The sequence below is a fragment of the Bradyrhizobium sp. WYCCWR 13022 genome (assembly GCF_030435535.1).
Taxonomy (GTDB): Bacteria; Pseudomonadota; Alphaproteobacteria; order Rhizobiales; family Xanthobacteraceae; genus Bradyrhizobium.
Map to the genome: position 1 here is coordinate 153,497 of NZ_JAUIZJ010000003.1, position 17,541 is coordinate 171,037.

General features: G+C 64.3%; 17 protein-coding genes. 7 read left to right on the forward strand and 10 right to left on the reverse strand.

The features are described from left to right. Positions 1-6 precede the first annotated feature (6 nt). The 3 genes from QY049_RS09485 to QY049_RS09495 all read right to left on the reverse strand — a co-directional run bounded on the left by QY049_RS09485 (position 7) and on the right by QY049_RS09495 (position 3,568). Positions 7-813, reverse strand: coding sequence for a WecB/TagA/CpsF family glycosyltransferase (locus QY049_RS09485; RefSeq protein WP_194477911.1), 807 nt, complete (start codon positions 811-813; stop codon positions 7-9). Further along, entirely contained in the window at positions 806-3,097 is a 2,292-nt protein-coding gene (locus QY049_RS09490; RefSeq protein ID WP_258763862.1) for an exopolysaccharide transport family protein, read from the reverse strand. The genes QY049_RS09485 and QY049_RS09490 overlap by 8 nt, the downstream gene beginning before the upstream one ends. 297 nt (positions 3,098-3,394) lie before the next feature. Then, positions 3,395-3,568, reverse strand: a complete 174-nt coding sequence (locus QY049_RS09495; RefSeq protein WP_246755627.1) for a hypothetical protein — start codon at positions 3,566-3,568, stop codon at positions 3,395-3,397. A gap of 385 nt (positions 3,569-3,953) precedes the next feature. On the opposite strand from QY049_RS09495, the gene QY049_RS09500 reads away from it, so the two are divergent. After that, positions 3,954-4,982, forward strand: coding sequence for a glycosyltransferase family 2 protein (locus QY049_RS09500; protein WP_194477909.1), 1,029 nt, complete (start codon positions 3,954-3,956; stop codon positions 4,980-4,982). 13 nt (positions 4,983-4,995) lie between these two features. Here the strand turns inward: QY049_RS09500 and QY049_RS09505 are convergent, their stop codons facing one another. Further along, a complete protein-coding gene (locus QY049_RS09505; protein ID WP_258767073.1) occupies positions 4,996-5,892 on the reverse strand; it encodes a glycosyltransferase in 897 nt (298 codons plus the stop codon). A 296-nt stretch (positions 5,893-6,188) separates the two neighbouring features. Here QY049_RS09505 and QY049_RS09510 point away from each other — a divergent pair, with 296 nt between their 5' ends. The 4 genes from QY049_RS09510 to QY049_RS09525 all read left to right on the forward strand — a co-directional run bounded on the left by QY049_RS09510 (position 6,189) and on the right by QY049_RS09525 (position 10,911). Continuing rightward, on the forward strand, positions 6,189-7,256 hold the full coding sequence (locus QY049_RS09510; RefSeq protein WP_258763861.1) for a glycosyltransferase family 1 protein: 1,068 nt from the start codon (positions 6,189-6,191) through the stop codon (positions 7,254-7,256). 38 nt (positions 7,257-7,294) lie between these two features. Further along, positions 7,295-8,647 (forward strand): O-antigen ligase, encoded by a 1,353-nt coding sequence (locus QY049_RS09515; protein WP_258763860.1) that lies wholly within the window; start codon positions 7,295-7,297, stop codon positions 8,645-8,647. Between the two features lie 154 nt (positions 8,648-8,801). Beyond that, the gene (locus QY049_RS09520; RefSeq protein ID WP_258763859.1) at positions 8,802-9,944 is read left to right on the forward strand and encodes a GNAT family N-acetyltransferase; all 1,143 of its coding nucleotides are present in this window, start codon (positions 8,802-8,804) and stop codon (positions 9,942-9,944) included. Between the two features lie 82 nt (positions 9,945-10,026). Further along, positions 10,027-10,911, forward strand: coding sequence for a protein-L-isoaspartate O-methyltransferase (locus QY049_RS09525; RefSeq protein ID WP_301269287.1), 885 nt, complete (start codon positions 10,027-10,029; stop codon positions 10,909-10,911). 241 nt (positions 10,912-11,152) lie between these two features. On the opposite strand, the gene wrbA is transcribed toward QY049_RS09525, so the two are convergent. From wrbA to QY049_RS09540, 3 genes are read right to left on the reverse strand one after another with little or no spacing between them, the layout of a single operon-like run. Beyond that, positions 11,153-11,752 carry an NAD(P)H:quinone oxidoreductase gene (gene wrbA / locus QY049_RS09530; protein WP_258763858.1) on the reverse strand — a complete coding sequence of 200 codons (600 nt, stop codon included), beginning with the start codon at positions 11,750-11,752 and terminating at the stop codon, positions 11,153-11,155. 43 nt (positions 11,753-11,795) lie between these two features. Continuing rightward, the gene (locus tag QY049_RS09535; RefSeq protein ID WP_258763857.1) at positions 11,796-12,494 is read right to left on the reverse strand and encodes a pirin family protein; all 699 of its coding nucleotides are present in this window, start codon (positions 12,492-12,494) and stop codon (positions 11,796-11,798) included. A gap of 36 nt (positions 12,495-12,530) precedes the next feature. Next, positions 12,531-13,283 carry an SDR family NAD(P)-dependent oxidoreductase gene (locus QY049_RS09540; RefSeq protein WP_258763856.1) on the reverse strand — a complete coding sequence of 251 codons (753 nt, stop codon included), beginning with the start codon at positions 13,281-13,283 and terminating at the stop codon, positions 12,531-12,533. Positions 13,284-13,399: 116 nt separating this feature from the next. Between QY049_RS09540 and QY049_RS09545 the strand changes: the two genes are divergently transcribed. Continuing rightward, positions 13,400-14,332: a LysR family transcriptional regulator gene (locus tag QY049_RS09545; protein ID WP_258763855.1), complete on the forward strand. Its 933-nt coding sequence runs from the start codon at positions 13,400-13,402 to the stop codon at positions 14,330-14,332. Positions 14,333-14,452: 120 nt separating this feature from the next. After that, a complete protein-coding gene (locus QY049_RS09550) occupies positions 14,453-14,812 on the forward strand; it encodes a hypothetical protein (protein WP_194477899.1) in 360 nt (119 codons plus the stop codon). Positions 14,813-14,870: 58 nt separating this feature from the next. Here QY049_RS09550 and QY049_RS09555 read toward each other — a convergent pair whose 3' ends face one another. From QY049_RS09555 to QY049_RS09565, 3 genes are read right to left on the reverse strand one after another with little or no spacing between them, the layout of a single operon-like run. Continuing rightward, positions 14,871-15,704: an adenylate/guanylate cyclase domain-containing protein gene (locus QY049_RS09555; RefSeq protein WP_258767072.1), complete on the reverse strand. Its 834-nt coding sequence runs from the start codon at positions 15,702-15,704 to the stop codon at positions 14,871-14,873. 56 nt (positions 15,705-15,760) lie between these two features. Then, positions 15,761-16,228 (reverse strand): YbaK/EbsC family protein, encoded by a 468-nt coding sequence (locus QY049_RS09560; protein ID WP_258763854.1) that lies wholly within the window; start codon positions 16,226-16,228, stop codon positions 15,761-15,763. A 46-nt stretch (positions 16,229-16,274) separates the two neighbouring features. Further along, a complete protein-coding gene (locus QY049_RS09565) occupies positions 16,275-17,012 on the reverse strand; it encodes a haloacid dehalogenase type II (RefSeq protein WP_258763853.1) in 738 nt (245 codons plus the stop codon). Positions 17,013-17,541: the final 529 nt, after the last annotated feature.

Below are 17,541 nucleotides of genomic sequence, written 5' to 3' on the forward strand. Positions count from 1 at the left end.
ACTCTTTCAGCGATTGACGGGCCGGTTGCGGCTGAAGAGAAGATAGATCGCGCGGGGGTTGGTGGTCAAATAGCGCCAGAACAGGCGGCGAGGCTCGAGCCAGGTGCGCCAGGCCCATTCGAGCCCGAGTTTCTGCATCCATTGCGGTGCGCGTGCGCGGCTGCCCGACAGGAAGTTGAACAGGCCGCCCGACGTCTTGATGACGCCGACATTGGTCAGCAGCGGTGTGTATTCCTCGACGAAAGCCTGCTCGCTGGGCACACCGAGCGCGACCCACAGGAAGTCAGGTGCGAGAGCATTGATCTCCTCGACCTTGGCGCGCAACGCCTCGTCACGAAGATAGCCATGGCTCTGCCCGACGATCTTGAGCTGCGGATACATGTTCTGAACGCGTTTGACGGCGGCGGCGTTCTCTTCCTCGCTGGCGCCGAACATGTAGAAGGTGCGGCCGGCGGCTTCAGCCTTGCGCGCGACGACATGGAACAGATCCGTGGTGGCGACGCGCTCCGGCAGCGGAAACCAGGATTGAAGCCGCGAGGCCGCCACCAGTGGCTGACCGTCGGCATTGATCAGATCGGCCGCGCGGAACAGGCGCTCGGTCTGGGGCTCTGTCGAGCAGCGCGCCAGCACCTCGCCATTGGCCGAAGTCAGGTACAGTGGCCGCCCGATGCGGTGAGCCCGATCGGTTGCCTCGATCATGAAGTCGGCAGTCGCTTCGAGATCGAGTGCGGCCATGCGAAGGCCGCCGACGGTGATCCGCGGCACCTCGGATGTTGCGGCCCGGCCTTCGAAATTGATGCGGCGCTCAAGCATATTGTTTGCCTCGCTGGCGCGCTTGGGTTGCAGGGGTGAGCTCGTCGAGCACGACGCCGACGAGCTTGCGCTGGGCGGTGCCGAGCGCGGACAGGATGTCTTCCATGCTGTCGTTGATGTCGAGGCTGGTCGGCAGCACCGCGACCAGCGCATCGGTGCCGTCGAGCAGCTTGCGGCCTGCCGTGGAGAACGGCATCGCGGGGCCGTCGAGAATGACGAGGTCGTAGCCGCCGGCCGAGCGCGCCTGCGCGATCGCCTTGCGGATGGCCTCAGCAGCCCTGCCGGCGTCGCTCTCGGTCGCCGGCAGCACCGAGATGCCGTTGACGGTCTTGATCTCGCGCACCGTCTTGTTGCCGATCGAGAGCCAGCCAAGCTTGCTGGGTTCGCTCTTGCCGGGCCGATTGATCTTGCGCGAGAGTGTTTGTGCCTGATGGTCGGCATCGATCATCAAGACACGGCTGCCGTCGCGCGCGGCGGCGAGCGCGAAATTCAATGCCGTCATGCTGCGTCCGGTGGTGTCGCCGGCGCCGACCAGCGCCATCACCGGCATGGTCTTGCCGCCGGCGCGGCGCGCCATCGCGGCGCGCATGTCGCGCAGGGCGTTGAGAAGGGTCGTCAGCGGGAATCCCGGGCGCAGCGTCGGCCAGCCGACCCGGGTCAGGTCAACACCGCCGCCTGTGGCGAGAATGGCGGCGAGCGTGCGGATAACGTCCGCTTCCTGGAGGCGGGCGATCAGCGGCTTCTCGACCAGCGCAAGCGCAGGTGAGGGCGCGGCGGCTTCGGGCTGGGGCCGCATGACGTCATGCGCAGGCGTGCGCTCGCGGCGCCCCGGCTCGGGGGCGGACGCGCCGTTGAACAGATGCTCGGCCGCGACGAACCAGCAGGCGGCTGCGAGCGCGCCGAAGATGAAGCCGATCATCGCGAACAGGCTCATTCCAGGCGGGAACGAGCGGCGCTGCGGCACCGTGGCTTCGCCGATGACGCGGGCCGCCGAAGTGTTCAGGGTCTCCTGCTCCTCGGTCTCGCGCGAGCGCTTGAGGAAGGATTGGTAGACGTCGCGGCTGGCATCGGCCTCGCGCTCGAGCTCGCGCAGGCGCACGGCGGCCTGGCTGAGCTGCACGCTCTGCCGCTTCTGGACTTCCAGCGCCCGGTTGAGCGACGCCTCGTAGTCGCGGGCGCGCGTCAGATCGTTCTTGGCTGAAAGAGCAAAGCGCTCGATCTCCTCGTTGATGGTGCGCTTGAGATCCTCGACCTGCTTTTCGGTCTGGCGCAGCGCGGGATGACGCGGGCCGAGTTCGGCGGTCTGCTCCGCATATTTCTTGCGGGCGTCGGCATATTGCGCCCGCAAATTGGCGATGGTCGGCGACTGCAGCGCTTCGGGGATCGCGCCTGCATCGGCGGCGGTCCGCTTGTTCGCCTCGATCTGGTCCAGCCGCGCCTGTGCGTCCATCGTGGCCGCGCGGGCCGCGGACAGCCGCTGGTTACTGGAGGAAAGCTGCTGATCAGAGATCAGCGAGTCCTGGGTGCCGACGAAATTGTTCTGGGCCTTGTAGGTGGCAAGCGCGGTCTCGGCGTTGCGCAGCCGCTCGCGCAGCTCCTTCAGCCGGCCCGACAATTCGCTGGTGGCGCGCCGCGCCGCCAGAGCCTGGGAGTTGCGGGACTCCGTGAGATAAGTGTTGGTCAGGGTGTTGGCGAGCATCGCCGCCTTCGCCGGATCGATCGACCAGACCTCGATGTCGACGATGAAGCTCTTGTCGGTCTTGCGGATCGTGATGTGCTTGTTCAGCGCGTCGAGGGCCGCCAGCTGCACCTCCTTGGTCTCCGCAGCGGAGGGCGCGCGGACATGGAGGCCGATCAGGCCGAGCAGGGACGAAGTCAAGGTTCTGCCGTCGCCACCGCCGAATTCCGGATCCTTGTCCAGACCCGCTTGCTGGATCACCTGCAACAGCACGCTGTTGGAGGTGATGAGGCGCGCTTGGCTCTCCACCACCATGGACATGCCGGAAACGTCCTGGGCGCGCGGCGTGAGCTCGCGGTCGACGAGCTGAAGCTCGCGCGGGTCGACATAGAGCTGGGCGGTCGCGGTGTAGCGGGGTGTCAGGCTCTTGCCGACGGTGACGGCGAGGCACGCGCCGATCAGTGCCGCGGAGGCAATCGCGATCTTGCGCCGCCACAGTAGGCTGACGAGCTCCAGCACGTTGAAGCTGGCCTCGGGTTTGCGCTGCGGGGCTTCCGATACGGTCGGAGTTATGGCCCGATCAATCGGCTGGTTATAGTCAAGCATAGTCCCCAGCTTTCATTCCAACGGCCGCGGGCTGAGGGGTTACTCTTCGCTTTACGCCTCGCACCGGGGATATGGGTGCGCAATCAACGCAACAGGGAAAATTAACCATACTCATTGAGGGACTATTCACCGAAATGGCAAACAAAGCGTTTAAGCGCGGGCCGCCATTTGCCGCGTCGTTGTGCCGCTTCGGCGGCGGCGCTCCCGCGATGATTAACGGTTCGTTACCAGGCGTGCCCAGCGGCGCGCGCGCGTGCGGCTTCGCGACGTGAAGGCCGGGTTGCGCACGCATGGCCGTCAGATCCTTCGCGGGATGACGTGATGATCGCCGCGGCGGACGTCGGTGCCGCGCGGCAGCACCTTGTGGATCCCGAGCAGGCTGTCGCGGGCCTCGCCGCCGACAAGATCGAGCAGAGCTTGGGTGTGGGTCGGCGCTTCGGTCGCGAGATCGATCGTGGCTGACTTGTTCATTTTCCGACCGGCTTGTTCTCTACAAATTACAGGAAAAATCCCGCGATCTCGAAGAGCAAATCTGATGCCGCCGGATATCCCGATCACGGTGCTTACGACCGGGTTAATCGGACACCACGTTAACTACGGCATCGTTCATGTTGCGCTGTTGACGCGTGATGGACTGCGAATTGCAGTATCACGCGCGAAGGAATTCGCAGGGAAAACACGCGAAAGCGGTTAAACGTATGACGAAGTGTCCCAGCGTCGGGAGATCGGGGTCGCGGTGCAGTTTGAGCGCTCCTGCGGTACGCTCGTTCCGGGACGCATCTGTCCCGTGCGGGCGTGCCGACATGGCACAATGCACGCAGGGCTTTTTCAACATATCTCAGGCATTGAGAACGCGATGACGCTGATCCCGACAGATTTATCCGCCAGCCGGATCTTGGAAACGTTGCGCGATCCCAACCGGGAGATCGCGGCGAGCTCGCGCGTCATCGACCTCTCGGTCGGCATCGTCGTCTGCATTCCCTGCTTCCGCCGTCCCGATCATCTGCGGCTGACGCTGGATTCGCTGGTCAGTCAGCGCACCCCGCGCTCTTTCGCGGTGGTGATGGTGGAGAACGATGCGGCAGGGCGCGCCAGTGCGCCCGTTGCTGCGGAATATCTCGCCGCCGGCAAACTGCAGGGGATATGCCTAGTAGAGAAGCGACAGGGCAATTGTCAGGCGATCAACGCCGCGTTCGAGACGGCGCAGGCGGTGTTTCCCGCCGCGACCCGCTTCCTGATGATCGACGACGACGAGATCGCTTCGCCCGATTGGCTCGAGTTGATGGTTCGCACCGCGGAGGCGACCGGTGCCGACGTGGTCGGCGGACCGGTGCTGCCGGTGTTCGACGATGACAGCCAGCCCTGGCTCGCGCGTCATCCCGCCTTCTGTCCGGCCTATGATTACACCGGTGCCGTGCCGCTGATCTACGGTTGCGGCAATTGCCTGGTCACGCGCGCCGCTTTCGAGCGGCTCGGCAGCCCAGCCTTCGACCTGCAGTTCAATTTTCTCGGTGGCGGCGATTGCGATTTTTTCAATCGTGGCCGCGATGCCGGCATGGTCTTCCACTGGACCGCGGAAGCGGTCATCACCGAGACTGTGCCCCAGAATCGAACCGCCTTGGGTTGGATCGCAAAGCGCAGTCTGCGCATCGGAGTGATCAACTATCGTGTGCAGGTCAAGGCTGCGCGGGGTGCGGCAGCGCGAGCGCGTTTGTTTGCGCAAGCGCTGGTACGGTTGCCGTTGTCGCTGGTGCGCTCGGCTCGCCTGCTGACGTCGTCGAAAGCGGTCGTCGCGATGCACCCCGTGCTGATGGCCGTCGGTTCTGCACTCGCGGCTTTCGGTTACGACCCGAAGCCCTATGAGGCTTCGAAGATCGTTTCCTGACGCCTTTGCGTCGCTAGATGCCGAAATAGGACAGCGCGATCTTGACCGCAGACCTTGGCATTGCCTTGAGCGAACGCTGTCCGACCATGCCGAGATAGACGAACGCCTCGCGATATCGCCCGAAGCGGACTGCCTGCGTCGCGGCATAGGTCACGAGATGGATTTCGGCGGCCTGGCGCAGCCGGGGCGCTGCGCCAGATGGCAGCTTGCGCAGGATCAAATCGTCGGCGAACACGCGCGCGACCGCCGGGAAGAAATCGTGCGGCGTCCGCAGCGCGGCATTCATGGTGTTGGCCGTGTGCAGGCGATAGTCGAGCAGGAGCTTCGGAACATAGGCGAACTCGCCTGTTGCGGCGAGACGGCACCAGCAATGCCAGTCCTCGCAATAGCGCAGCGAGGCGTCGAAGCCGCCGGTTGCGCGGAAGGCGGCAAGGCGGATCAACATGATGCCGCCATTGACGATGAAATTGCCGCCGGCGAGGCGTTCCAGCACGTTACCGGACGGCTTGAGTCGTCCCTTCAAGAGCTCGCGGCGGCCGATCGTCCGTCCCGCGCTGTCGATCGTGTTGTAATCGCCATAGACCAGAACCGCGTGCGGGGCGGCTTTTGCTGCCGTCAGCAGGGTCGCCACAGCATCGGGCCGCAAGCGATCGTCCGCATCGAGAAACATCAGCCAGTCGCCGTGCGCATCGCGTGCGCCGAAGTTCCGTGCGGCCGACACGCCGCTGGCCTCGTTCCGCACCAGGTGCAGCCGCGGATCGCGGATTGCGTCGACGATGGCCACGGTGTCATCGGTCGAGCCGTCGTCGACGATGATCACCTCGACAACGCCGTCTTGCGCCAGCGCGCTTGCGATGGTCTCGCCGATATAGGCCGCGGCATTCTTGGCGGGGATCACGACGGAAACCACTGGCGTCGCCGCGCGCGCATCCGTCGCCGCGGGTGCGGCGGTCGGTGCATCGTGCGTGGCGTCGGCAAGGGTCAATCGATGACTCCTCGTGTTAAGGATCCGTTAAGCAGGCCGCTTGGCGCGGCCGCCGCGGATGATACCCACATAACGATCAAATCGTTGTTGCGAAGCTCCGCGTAGTTTCGGTTTCGTAGATTAGCGTTAAACCTGAGGCGTTAAGTCTATGCCAGCTTTCGAAAGGTTCGACAGCCGGTCTCATGCGAGAATGCGAGGCCGCGATGCCGCGGATGGATCCAGTGCCTGCAAAGACGTTCGATTACGATCCCGACGACATGATCCTCAACCTGTTCTACGAGGACAAGGACGATCGCTGGTTTCCCGGCGACCGCCATCTGCGGCGGATGGCGCGCAAGATGTTGTTCGGCGAGCCGCGCATGAGTGGACAGCTGCGCGTGTTCCTCAATCTCTGCGCCGGCCTCGACCGTCTCGGTATCCGTTACCGCGTCAACGATTACAGCTACATCGCACAGCACCCTGAAGAAGTCGCCTGCATCATCGGTCGTGCCTTCCTGCTGGACAAATTCGCGTGGAAGAATCCGATCCTGCTCGGAGTTTGTGCGTTTAATCATCCGTTGGACGATCCTGATCTGTTCAAGCGGCTTCCAGTCAGGAAATTCCTGGTACCCGGTCCGTGGTATGCCGACATGTATCGGCCGCATTGGCCGGACACGGAAGCCTGGCCGGTCGGCATCGACACCGATTTGTGGGCGCCGTCGCCTCCGCGCGGCAAGACCGTCGACATTCTCCTCTACGACAAGGTCAGTTTGAACCGCGAGCGCCACGTGCCGGAACTGGTCGAGCCGGTCCGCGCCCGGCTCGAGAGCGAAGGTCGAACGTTCACCGAGCTGCGCTACGGCAGCTACAAGGAGGAAGACTATCAAGCCGCACTGGCGCGCTCGCGTGCGATGATCTTCCTTTGCCAGAACGAAAGCCAGGGCATCGCCTATCAGCAGGCGCTGTCCTGTGGCGTGCCCGTGCTTGCCTGGGATCCCGGCGGCCCATGGCGGGATCCCGACTATTATCCGCACCGTGTGCAGTTCGGGCCGGTGTCGTCGGTGCCCTATTGGGACGATCGCTGCGGTCTCAAATTCACCGACCGCGCCGGCTTCGAGAACCGCTGGACCGATTTCTGGGCCGGCTGCGCCGCGGGCAAGTTCGATCCGCGCGGCTACATCCTGGACAATTTGACGCTGGAGCAGCGCGCGCTGCAATATTACGAGATCGCCCGCAGCATCGCCCGGCAGAGCCGAGTTCCAATCGCTCCCGACGTGCTGGTTGACGGATGGTTAACGGGGATGGGCTAAACCTCGCAGGTCCCCATCGTCCCGTCAGGTCTCGAGGCATGGATCGCAGCGCCGCAGACATGACTGACGTCGAGGCCCACTCGCTCGGCCAGGCGCTGCGCGGCCTGCTGGCGAGGCTCGACGTTGTGCACGCGGCGCGTTGTCTTGTCGCCGTCGCGGCCCTGCTTCTGGTCCTGATCACGCTCGATCCGTTCCCGGACTTGCGCAACCCCGACATCGCCACAGTCGTCAGCGGTCGCTTGGCGACGACCTACATTTCGTTCGGATTGCTGGCGGCGGTCGCCGTGCTGCTCACCCTCACCACCGACGCGCTCTCGCTCAGAAGCCTGGTCACGCCGCTGCATCTGTGCCTGATCGGCTGGATGCTGATCAACATCGCATTTTCCGAGAGCCGCGAGATCTCGATCCAGCGCTTCGTGCTGGCGGCGAGCGCAACCACGCTTGCCATCCTGCTGCCGCTGTTGCCGTCGACGCCGCGCAGCTTCAATCTGTGCCTTGGCGGCGCTGCGCTGGCGCTGCTGGTGGTGTGCTTTCTCGGCGTCCTCTTTGCCCCGCAATATTCGATTCACAGCGCGCTCGACATCACCGAGCCGCAGCTTGCGGGCGACTGGCGCGGCAGCTTTGGCCACAAGAATATCGCCTCGCCGGTGATGTCCATCCTGGTCTATGTCGGAATTTACCTTTCGGCTGTGGGCTCCTTCGTGATGGGACCCGCGATCACACTGCTTGCGGGCATCTTCCTGATCTTCACCGGCGGCAAGACGTCGTCGGTGCTGTGCCTTGCGATCTACGCGCTGGCATCGCTGGTCTACACCGTCAGGAGCTTGTGGCTGAAGCGGATCATCTGCTTCGTGCCCCTCATCGTGATGAATCTGCTGACGGTCGGCAGCGTCGTGAGCCCGCTGCTCGGCGGCATCACGCGGGCTCTTCCGGTCGATCCAACCTTCACCGGCCGTGCCGAGGTCTGGGAGTTTGCGCTTGGAGCCGTGGCGGAAAAGCCGATCACCGGTCATGGCTATGCGGCGTTCTGGGACGGCGCCGCCGAGGGACGGACCGTCCGGGGCTCGGAATGGGCGGTGACGGCGGCGCACAGCCATAACAGCTATCTCGATCTCGCCGTCACCATCGGCCTGCCCGGGCTGCTGCTCGTCATTCTCATCTTCGTGCTTGCGCCGCTGCGCAATTTTCAACAGGCCCAGGCCCACAACCGCAGCAACGCGCTGGGCAAGCTGTTCCTGACCATCTGGTTGTTCGGCCTGTATTTCGGAACGACGGAAACCTTCCTGATCGAACGGCAGAATCCGGTCTGGTTCATGTTCGCGCTTGCGGTCGCCGGATTGCACTTCCTGGCCAGGTTCCAGTGCGTCGAACGAACGGAACCCGAGCGCTGACAATTTGTCGCAGCCTCGCGTTTCATATCGGCACACGGGAGACGCCGCGCACGTACAGCGACGGTATCTATTTAACGATAAGCAGCGACGTAACTTGTGGTCTGCGGCAAAACATAATCTATCTGGAAATGTTCTGTAACTGTATGCCCCGCAAATGGCGTTTCTCAGCGTCGAGCAACTAGACGGTCGGGTGTCCAGCACGTCGGGAATCTCAGTCGATTTCTTGCGTGACTGGCGACGGGCTGCTTTGCGCCTGAGCGCCGGCCATCGCACCGCGTTTCAGCATGGTTACTGGCTGGGTGCCTGGTACGAAGCCTTTCACGGCGTCGCGCCGCTGATCGCCGTCATCACCGACGCGGTGACCGGCAAGGACATCGCGATGGTGCCGATGTTCAGTCACATCAGGCGCGGCATCCGCATCGTCGAGTTTGCCGATCTCGGCGTCTCCGACAACAACGCTCCGATCCTGGCCTGCGATCCAAGCTTCGATGCGGCCAGCGCACGGGCGATTAGCATGGCGCTGGTCGACGGCTTGCGAGCCTTGCCTGATCGCTTCGACCTGCTGCGCCTGAAGAAGCTGCCGGCCTATGTCGGCGCCAAGCCGAACCCGCTGGTGTCGCTCGGCCGGCTCGGCTCGTGCTCGCTCAACGGCAATCTCGTGCTCACTGGCGACGACTACGCGGATTACCAGGCCTCGATCAAGCGCATGCAGATGCCGCGCTGCTGGCGCGTCTTCAGCCGTCACGACGGCGCGCGGTTCGAGATCGCGACCGACATGTCGCGCGCCCACGAGCTGCTCGACGTCATGGACATGCAGCAGCAGGAGCGGATGCAGCAGCTCGGCTCGCGCTTCGTCCTCAACGACGAGGCCCATGGCCGCTTCTACCGTGATGTCGCTCGGCAGGGCGTCGCGGAGGGTTACGCCGTGGTGTCGGCGCTCGTCTGCGACGAGGGCATTGTCGCGACCACGTTCGGCGTCAGATACGGCGCGACCTATTATTTGCTGCGCATCGGCCATGCCGGAAAGCCATGGGCGAACTGCTCGCCTGGGCTGCTCGTCACCGAGCGCACCATGGCGGCGCTGCATGCGCAGGGCGTGCGGCGTTTCGATCTCAGCATCGGCAATCACGACTACAAGCGCCGCTTCGGCGCCGAACCGGTGCCGCTGACCGATGTCAGCGTCGCGCTGTCCTGGCGCGGGCTGCCTTACATGCTGCGCGACCATGCCGCGCAGGGCCTGCGTCGCTTTCCGAAGCTTGCGGCCGTTGTCGCGCGCGCCATCGGCAAGACCCGCTGAAACGTATGACGTTTCCGGTTGCAGCGGTCACGCGAAGATCGCATCAATTGTGCTATCGTGACCGCCTCGGCCAGGAGGCGACATGAAGGATCGTTCGGAGAAATATCGCGCGTTCTACGCGCAGTTGATCTGCGCTGCGGCCAAGGCCACGGATCCGCGCCTCGAACAGGCCTTTCGCAAGGTGAGGCGGGAGCCCTTCGCCGGGCCCGGGCCGTGGTGGATCTCGCTCGGCGGCCATCCCTATGTCGTCACGCCCGATGACGATCCCGCCTTCCTCTATCAGAACGTGCTGCTGGCGCTGGATCCGGCGCGTGGCATCAACATCGGCATGCCCGGCGCGCACGCCTATTGGCTCAGCGGCTGCGGCGTCAAGGAAGGCGAGACCGTGCTCCAGATCGGCGCGGGCACCGGCTATTACACCGCCATTCTGGCCGAGCTCGCCGGGCCCAACGGCCGCGTCTATGCCTATGAGATCGACGAACGCCTGTCGGCGCTCGCGCGAGAGAATCTGAAGGACATCGCCACGGTCGAGCTGCGCGAGCGCTCGGGTATTGCTGCCGATCTGCCTGAGGTCGACGTGATCTATGTCTGCGCCGGCGCGGCGCAGCCGGCTGCGGCGTGGCTGGAAGCCTTGCGCCCAGGCGGCCGGCTGGTGTTTCCGCTGGCGCCGGAGGGCATGCTCGGCGGCATGTTGATGATCACGCGCCCGGAGGAGGCGACGGCATGGCCGGCGAAATTCCTGAGCCGGGCCCAGTTCATCGGCTGCGCGGGACTTCAGGATGCGGAGGCAGGCAAGCGATTGGCCGAGGCGTTCGCAAAGGGATGGGAGAGCGTGCAGTCGTTGCGGCGAGGCGACTCGCCCGACGACACCTGCTGGTTTGCCGGCGACGGCTGGTGGCTTTCAACCGCGCCCGCGTCCGTGCCGGCCGTCGGCATTCCGGCACACGGCGACATCACGCAGGCGTGACGGTCAGGATCCCGTGCAATCGGCGCAGTGAAATCGCCCGCGCGAGGCACGAAACAGGCTGCGGCAATACCACCGGCGCGCAACGGCCTGTGCCGGCCTGCGGATCATCTGCGCGATCAGGAGAAGTTCGAAAGCCATTCGTGTCGTAAGCCCTATCGTTTGCTCACATAGATGGGGCGGCATTCCCTTCGGAGAATGCCGCCCGCGACGTACCTGCCATGCGGTTGCTTGCAGCCTAAGCTCAGCCGTGCAGCTTTTTCGCGGTCTCCGCGATCTGGCGCCCCTGATAGCGCGCGCCGGCGAGCTCATTGGCGCTGGGCTGGCGGCTGCCGTCGCCGCCGGTGATCGTGGTGGCGCCATAGGGCGCGCCGCCGGTGACCTCATCGAGCTTCATCTGGCCGGCAAAGCCGTAGTTCATGCCGACGATCACCATGCCGAAATGCAGGAGGTTGGTGATAACAGAGAACAGCGTCGTCTCCTGGCCGCCGTGCTGGGTCGCGGTCGACGTGAACGCACCGCCGACCTTGCCGTGCAGCGCGCCCTTGGCCCAGAGCCCGCCGGCCTGGTCGAGGAAGTTCGCCATCTGCGAGGCCATGCGGCCGAAGCGGGTGCCGGTGCCGACGATGATCGCGTCGTAGTTCGCGAGGTCTTCGACCTTGGCGATCGGGGCAGCCTGGTCGACCTTGTAATACGAGGCCTTGGCGACTTCGGCTGGCACCAGTTCGGGCACGCGCTTGATGTCGACGGTCGCGCCGGCTTCGCGCGCGCCTTCAGCGACGGCGTTGGCCATCGCTTCGATGTGGCCGTAGGCGGAATAATAGAGGACGAGAACTTTTGTCATGGTGGTCTCCGTTGGATTGGATGTGATGGCTGGTTGTTGAGCGTTACGCGGCGTCGACCAGCACGAGCTCGGAGTCTTCGAGCGCGGTGATCTTCAACTTGCTCTCGTCGCGGATCGCGGCGCCGTCGCGGGCGTTGACGCGGACGCCGTTGATCTCGACCGCGCCTGCCGCGGGCACGAGATAAAGATGCCGCGCCTCTTGCGGTTCGTACTCCGCGCTCTCGCCGGCCTTCAGCGTGGTGGCAAGCACTCGCGCATCGGCGCGGATCGGCAGTGCGTCGGTGTCGCCGTCGATGCCGCTCGCAATGGTGACGAGCTTGCCGGAACGATCGGCCTTCGGAAACGGCTTCGAGCCCCAGGTCGGCTGACCGCCGCGCAGCGTCGGCTCGATCCAGATCTGGAAGATCCGCGTCCTGGTCGGCTCCAGATTGTACTCGGAGTGGCGGATGCCGCTGCCGGCACTCATCACCTGAACATCGCCGGCTACGGTGCGGCCCTCGTTGCCGAGGCTGTCCTGATGGGTGATCGCGCCTTCGCGCACATAGGTGATGATTTCCATGTTGGCGTGGGGATGGGCGGGAAAGCCGGTGTTCGGCGCGATCTCGTCGTCGTTCCACACCCGCAAGGCGCCATGGCCCATGTTGTTCGGATCATAGTGGCTTGCGAAGGAGAAATGATGCTTGGCCTTCAGCCAGCCGTGATCGGCGCCGCCGAGTTTGTTGAAAGGCCTGAGTTCGATCATTTGCGTAATTCCTTGTTGGACTGTGGTGGCGCCTGATCAGGCGCCGAACCCGCCGTCGACATTGAGCACGGTGCCGGTGACAAAGGAGGCTTCGGGGCTTGCGAGGAACACGACGCCGGCTGCGACCTCCTCGGGACGGCCGAAGCGCTGCAGCGCGTGCTGCTTGCGCTGGGTCTCGGCAAACTCGCCGCCGTCCTTCGGGTTCATGTCGGTGTCGATCGAGCCGGGCTGCACCACGTTCACGGTGATGCCGCGCGGGCCGAGGTCGCGTGCCGCGCCCTTGGTGTAACCGACCACGGCCGCCTTGGTGGCGACGTAGTCGGCAAGGCCGGGGAACGAGGCGCGGTCGGCGAGCATCGAGCCGACCGTGACGATGCGGCCGCCTTCACCCATCAACTGCGAGGCGGCGCGGATCGCCGCGATCACGCCATGCACGTTGACCTGGTCCTGCCGCTCCAGCGCGGCCGTGTCGGCGTTGGCATCGTCGATCGCCCCGCCATTGGCGACACCGGCGTTGTTGACGAGGATGTCGAGATGGCCGAATTCCCTGGCGACGTCGTTGACGAGCTTGGTCACGTCCTTCGACGAGGCCTGGTCGGCCTTGTAGGCGCGGGCCTTGACGCCCTTGGCCTTCAGTTCGGTGACGACGGCTTCGGCCTTTTCGGGCGAGGCGACATAGCTGATGGCGACGTCCGCGCCTTGATCGGCGAGAGCGCGGGCCGAGGCCGCGCCGATGCCGCGCGAACCACCGGTGACGAGGGCAACCTTGCCTGAGAGCTTCCTGGTCATTGGATTTCTCCATTCCTGAATGTCTGATGGCCCTTGGATAAGCCTCCGTCTGTGGTATAGAAATAGAAACTGTTGAAACGCATTGTTTCGATAAATAGACCGTATGGATTGACCCCATGGCAAAACTCCCCGATTTCGAGGCGCTCGCGATTTTCGCAAAAGTCGTGGAGTTACGGTCGTTTGCGGGTGCCGCGAGCGAGCTCGCGATGTCCAAGGCCACGGTGTCCAAGGCGGTCACCCGCCTGGAGGAGCGGCTAGGGGCCCGCCTGTTCAACCGCACCTCGCGTCGCCTCGCGCTGACCGATGCCGGCCACAAGCTCGCCGACCGCGCCACGCGCCTGCTCGCCGACGGCGAGGCGGCCGAGAACGAGGCGCTGGCGCAGTCGGTCGCGCCGCGCGGCCTGGTGCGGCTCGCCGTGCCCATGACCTTCGGTATCAAGGCGGTGGCGCCGCTGCTGCCGGAGTTCTTCGAGACCTATCCGGAAGTTTCGGTCGACCTGCATTTGAGCGATGCGACCGTCGATCTCATCGGCGAGGGTTTCGACATGGCGGTGCGGATCGCGCGGCTGCCGGACTCCTCGCTGATCGCGCGCAGGCTCTTCACCATGCCCCGCTTCACGGTCGCAGCGCCATCGTACCTGAAGAAGCACGGCCGGCCGACGCATCCGATGCATCTGGCCCAGCACAAATGCTTCGCTTACGCCTATCTCTCGACGCCCAACATCTGGCACTACACCAATTCCGCCGGCGAGCAGGCCAGCGTGCGTCCGGGCGGGCTGCTTCGCGTCAACAACGGCGAAGCGGTGATGCCCTCGCTGATCGCAGGCCTCGGCATCGCCGAGCTGCCCGAGTTCATCGTCGGTGAAGCCATCTCCTCCGGCGAAGTCGAGGTGATCCTGAAAGACTGGAAGCAAGCCGAAGGCGCCGTGCATCTCGTAACCCCGCCCGGCGGCCCACGCCCCGCGCGCGTCGAAGCCCTCGGCGATTTCCTTGCGGCCAAGCTGCCGGGCACCTGCAAGCGGAAGCCGCGCGGAAAAGCAAAGGCGTGAATCCGTGGTGGGCTTAGGAATAGGTTCCAGCGGCCCTTTCACATTTAGTTGTTGGTCCAGAACCGGCTCCCGCCTCATTGATTGATGAGCATCCGGGGACAATCGGGAAGGATCAGGACCATGCGGACAGAGCCTATTGCGCTGGGTATGGCGCTTGCGATCGGCGGCATCGTCGCGCAGAGCGCAGCATTCGCCGAAGAATATCGCGGAACCATGGAGCAGCAGATGGCCTGCACGCCCGATGTCTGGCGCCTGTGCAGCGACCAGATTCCGGATGTGGGACGCATCACCGCGTGTCTGCGAGAGAACACGCCGCAACTCTCCAGCGGCTGTCGCGCCGTGTTCCAGTCCAACAACCAGATGTCGCCGCAACAGCAGGTCCCGCGCAATCGCGCTGCACCGCCGCCGCGCTATGACAATGCGCTGCCGCCGCCACCTCAGCAGCTGCAGCCGCGGCCTTATGACGATGACGACGATTAGCGCCGTCCAGCGTTCGGCACGCAGCGCTCGGCGCGACGATGCGGCCGGGCCGCCTCCTTCAGCGCTCGCCCTTGCTGTCCGATTCGGGTCGATGTCCAAGCACCGTCCGCAAGGCGACACCGAAGAGAATGGCTGCGACGGGCCAATGGAACCAGATCTTATGCGCGCCCGTGAACAGATTGATCAGAATCAGGAAGGCCGACACCGTGAGCGCCGCTGCAACCGGCCGGGGCAGCTTTCCGAGCCAATTCGAGACGACGTTGCTCGACGACGATGGCTCGCGCCTGTCCTCCATCCGCGGAGCGCGCGCTCGCGCTGTGGACGTTGCGGTTTCCTCGCCCGGGAAGCTCGCTGATCCGGCGGCTTGGCCGCCCAGGGTCAGCCGGTAACTGGTCAGGGGGGCAATGTTCTTCATCGGGCGCTGGCCGAGACAGTCGAAGCCAACGGATAGTTTGTTGTGCACCTGATCGTAGACGGAGCTCGAGATCACGACGCCGCCGGGGTCGGCGAGCTCTTGCAGGCGCGATGCGATATTGACGCCGTCGCCATAGATGTCGGTGCCATCAACCATCACGTCGCCGAGGTTGATGCCGATGCGAAACCGCATCGGGCTCGCCTGGGGCGCGTCCGAATCCGAACTGGATATCTCCTGCTGAATCTCGACCGCGCATTGCACTGCCTCGACGACGCTGGCGAACTCGGCGATCACGGCATCGCCCCAGGTATTGACGATGCGGCCGTCGTGACGCTCGACCAGTCGCGCGATGGCCGTGCGGTAGCGGCGCAGCGTCTCCAGCGTTCCGGTCTCGTCTGCTTCCATGAGACGCGAATAGCCGTACACGTCGGCGCACAGCACGGTGGTCAATCGTCGTTTCATCTTGTCGTCGGTCATGGTCGCCATGCTAGCCTCCCTGGCCGGCAAATGCATCAGGCATCCCGCGTCGCGCCTTACGGTTTGTGCTCGCAGACATCGACCCATTCGGCCGCGGTCAACTCGGCCAAGCGATCCGGCGTGATACGCACGGCGCTGTGGGTCGAGCCCGCGGCCGGCACCACGATGTCGAATGCCTTCAGCGACACGTCGCAATAGACGGGCAGCGGCGATTTGAGCCCGAACGGGCAGACGCCGCCGACCTCGTGGCCGGTGATCTCGGCGACCTCCTCCAAACCCAGCATCTTCGGCTTGCCGCCGAACTGCGCCTTGACCTTCTTGTTGTCCATGCGCGAGGTGCCGGCCGCGACGATCAGGATCACGCGTTCGCCGACGCGCAAGCTCAGCGTCTTGGCGATCATTCCGGGCTCGACGCCGTAGGCTTCGGCTGCCAGCGTCACGGTCGCCGAACTGATCGGGGATTCGATGACGGAGATGTCGGGGGCTTTCTCGGCGAAGAAGGCGCGAACGGATTCCAGGCTCATTCCAGTCAGCTCATTCCAGACTTACGGGCGGGCGGCGATGTCCGGGTCATCCCTTGACGATCCCGGCCAGTTCCGAGAGTGAACGAACACGATGATCCGGCGCAAAGCCGAGTTCGTCCATTTGGGTGCGGATCGCCTTGAACATGGTCAGCGGTGCCACGAGTTCGTTCTCGACGCAAGCCAGCGCCATCGCCTCCGGCGTCACCCGTTCGATCCAGGCGACGTTCAGCCCGAATGATTTCGCGCCGGCGACATCCCAGGGATTGGAGGAGACGAACAGCACCTCTTCAGGCGCGGTGCCGAGCACCTCGCCGATCAGCTCATAGGCTTGCGGACTCGGCTTGAAGATCTTCCTGGCGTCGACGCTGATGGTGGCGTCGAGCAGGCGGTCGAGGCCGGAGTTGCGCACCAGCGCGTCCAGCATGTCAGGGCTGCCATTGGAGAGGATCGCCAGCTTGCGCGGCTTCAGCGCGGCGAGCGCGGTCGTCGCGTCCGGATAGAGATCTAGATGCAGATATTTCTCGATGACGCGATCGAAGGCCTCGCTCTCATAGGCGAGCCCGAGAATGCGCAGCGTATAGGCCAGCGAGTCGCGGGTGACGGCGGCAAAATCCTGATAGCGCCGCATCAGCGATCGCAACCAGGTGTATTCGAGCTGCTTGATCCGCCAGACCTGCGTGATGATCTCGCCATAGCCCGGAAACGCGTCCTCGGTGATCTCTGCGACGGACTGGATGTCGTAGAGCGTCCCGTAAGCGTCGAAGACGACGGCTTTGATTGGCATCGGCTGTCCTTCCTGGCCGTTTGCGGTCACAACAACCCCGCTTGAGGGCGTGAGCATGACTATCATCTTACCAGGACACAGAGGAAGTCCGCCATTGCAACTGTGACCGTCGCGAATGACGCGAAGTACGCCGCTAAGGCGTCCTTGATCCAGCGCAAATTTCGTGAGCGGTGCGGCTTCCCTTTGGGACAATGGCGCGAGCCACGTATCCGGATCGAAACTAGCTCGTTGTCAGGGGCAACCTCCCACGATCGAAAACGGGCGCTTCACTGTCGCACGGGCCAGCCAATGCGCATCCAAACATGGTCGCAACGATTGAAGCGCTACCAAGATAGTCGCAAGCGCGTTCGCATCGAATTGCGCGTTCCCCTTGGGACGACCGATTGCGCGTCAGGCGAATGGGCGCTCGATCCGCTCAAATCGGCAATCGTAAAGGGATGGCTGAACGGCGAATTGCGCCCGCCTGCGCGGAGTACGGCCGGGCAGATCGATGCTGCGTCCGGTAAATGATTGTCCGAATGCCATCAGG